This window comes from Pseudoduganella sp. RAF53_2 (genome assembly GCF_052113985.1).
Taxonomy (GTDB): domain Bacteria; phylum Pseudomonadota; class Gammaproteobacteria; order Burkholderiales; family Burkholderiaceae_D; genus Rugamonas.
Genome location: NZ_JBFRDW010000821.1, coordinates 1 through 2,250 on the forward strand (window position 1 = coordinate 1; position 2,250 = coordinate 2,250).

Consider the following 2,250-nt stretch of genomic DNA (forward strand, 5'->3'; position numbering starts at 1 on the left):
CGACTGTGCCAGTGCCGCGTCTGTTCCCGGCCGCCGCGCCAGCAAGAGGCGGCCCAGCCATTCGACATTCGCGTCGGTAAACCCGTTGACCTGCGCGCGTACTTGTGGCGGCAGGTCGGCCTGCTCGGCAGACATGATGCCGCACAAGCACATCCGGTTGTCATCCACCAGTGCCTGGCGGAAGATTTCCGTGTATTGCTGCAAGCTGTCCTCCAGCCCCGCACCGGATGCGAATAACGCGTCCAGCGCCATCATGCCGTCTTCCGTATAGCGCCTCGCCAGCGCCGCCCCCAGGTCGCCCTTGGTGGGGAAATGATAGTGCACGCTGGCGCTCTTGACGCCCACCGCCTCGGCCACATCGCGGAAGCTTAGTGCGTTGTATCCGCGTGCCTGCACCATTTTCCGGCTGACGGCCATGATGTGCTCGCGGATGTCGGATCGGTTCGCCAAACTACTCTCCTGATCGATAGATAGGCGGCATGATACACATACTCACACCGCCTCGTCACGAATTTCAAGATTTCAGGAAGGCCAGCAGGTCGGYGTTCAGCTTGTCCTTCTCGGTGATGAGCAGGCCGTGTGAACCGCCTTCGTATACTGCGAGCCGYGCGTTGCGTAGTAGCTTGGCCGCTGGCGCGCCGGTCAACTCGATGGGGCAGATCTGGTCGTCACTGCCATGAAGCACGAGCGTCGGTACGGTGATCTTCGCCAGGTCGGCGCGGAAGTCGGTTTCGGAAAAGGCGGTGATCGCATGGTAGGCCGCCAGCATGCCGGTGTTCATGCCCTGCCGCCAGTAATCCTCGCGCACCCCGTCCGACGCCTTTGCGCCGGGGCGGTTGTAGTTGTAGTAGGGCAGGCTGACGTCTTTGTTCCATTGTGAGCGGTCGGCTTGCACGGCGTTGCGGAAGCCGTCGAAAAATTCGCGCGGCACGCCACCGGGGTTGCTGTCCGTTTTCAGCAGGAACGGCGTAACGGCAGCAACCAGCGCGACCTTGGCGACGCGCTGTGCGCCGTGGCGGGCAATGTAGCGCACCACTTCGCCGCCGCCCATTGAGTGTCCAATGAAGGTGGCGTCTTTCAGATCGAGGGCGTTGACCAGGGTCGCCAAGTCGTCGGCGAAGGTGTCGTAATCATAGCCTTGGGCGGGCTGGCTGGATCGGCCGAAGCCGCGCCGGTCATGCGCGATGACGCGGTAACCGTGCTGGGCCAGATACATCATCTGGTTTTCCCAGGCATCCGACGATAGCGGGTAGCCGTGGCAGAACACCACCGGCGGACCGCTTCCCCAGTCCTTGTAATACAACACGGTGCCATCGCGGGTGGTAATGGTATTTGCGGTGAGCTTGCCAGCCTGGACGCCGGCTGTGGGCTTGCCAGGCGCGGCAGCGGTAGCGCTGATTGCTGTCAGTCCGGCGACGGCGCCAGCGAGACTGGCCAGCATGCTGCGGCGATCGGTACGGGGCGGAGACATAGTCATGGTGGCTCCTGGTTAAAAGCCGAGGCGGCGCAGATCGTCCGCTTCGAATTGCTGGCCGCTGCGGTTTTTCACGCTTGGACGCTCGGCGATCCTTGCCTGCCACGCTGCCAGCGCGGATAGTTCGGGCGGTATCGGTACGCCGGCGGCGGAGGCATGCATCAGTGCCGCAAATACCGTAATGTCGGCCATCGAGAAGTGCTCGCCTGCCACATGCGGCTGAGTTGCCAGTACGCTGTTGAAGTACTGCATGCCGCTGGCGAACTTGGCCAGACTGCGCTCACCCCACTGCTTTCGATGCGTCCATTCAGGACTTTTATAGGCCTGCAGACTTTCTCCCAGCCCGGGGGTGGCGTGGTGGAAGTAGATGYCGATTGCATCGATCAGCTGGTCATCGGCACGTTTTTGCATCATGTGTATCAGGGCCTGTTGTCGTGCAGTGGTGCCGGTGAGCACCGGGTTGCCGTCCAGGTTGTCCAAATACATGGTGATAGCTACCCCTTCGGAAATGAAGGTCCCGTCGTCCAGCTCAAGAACCGGTACGACTCCATTGGGGTTTTTTGCAAGGAAGGCGCTTTGCTTGTGTTCGGCCCCGATTAAATCGACGCTGATGAACTCAACCTGAGATTCCAGGTTCTTTTCGGCAAGAACGATGCGGATACGGGCTGGGTTAGGGAATCCTGCTCGGTCATAAATTTTCAAAATGCACTCCTTGAGCTACCGATTTGGTAGGTAGATTGATTGGCTGTCGGAAGGCAAACGATGAGTTGTTTACC

Annotated in this window: 3 protein-coding genes; all 3 read right to left on the reverse strand. The window is 60.6% G+C overall.

The genetic code is table 11. The annotated features are described in order from the left end of the window. The coding region (locus AB4Z11_RS29900; RefSeq protein ID WP_442029543.1) for a TetR/AcrR family transcriptional regulator at window positions 1-450 on the reverse strand (450 nt) is incomplete at its 3' end. 64 nt (window positions 451-514) lie between these two features. Beyond that, window positions 515-1,471: an alpha/beta fold hydrolase gene (locus AB4Z11_RS29905; RefSeq protein ID WP_442029547.1), complete on the reverse strand. Its 957-nt coding sequence runs from the start codon at window positions 1,469-1,471 to the stop codon at window positions 515-517. An 18-nt stretch (window positions 1,472-1,489) separates the two neighbouring features. Next, entirely contained in the window at window positions 1,490-2,176 is a 687-nt protein-coding gene (locus AB4Z11_RS29910; RefSeq protein WP_442029545.1) for a glutathione S-transferase family protein, read from the reverse strand. Between the last annotated feature and the right edge of the window lie 74 nt (window positions 2,177-2,250).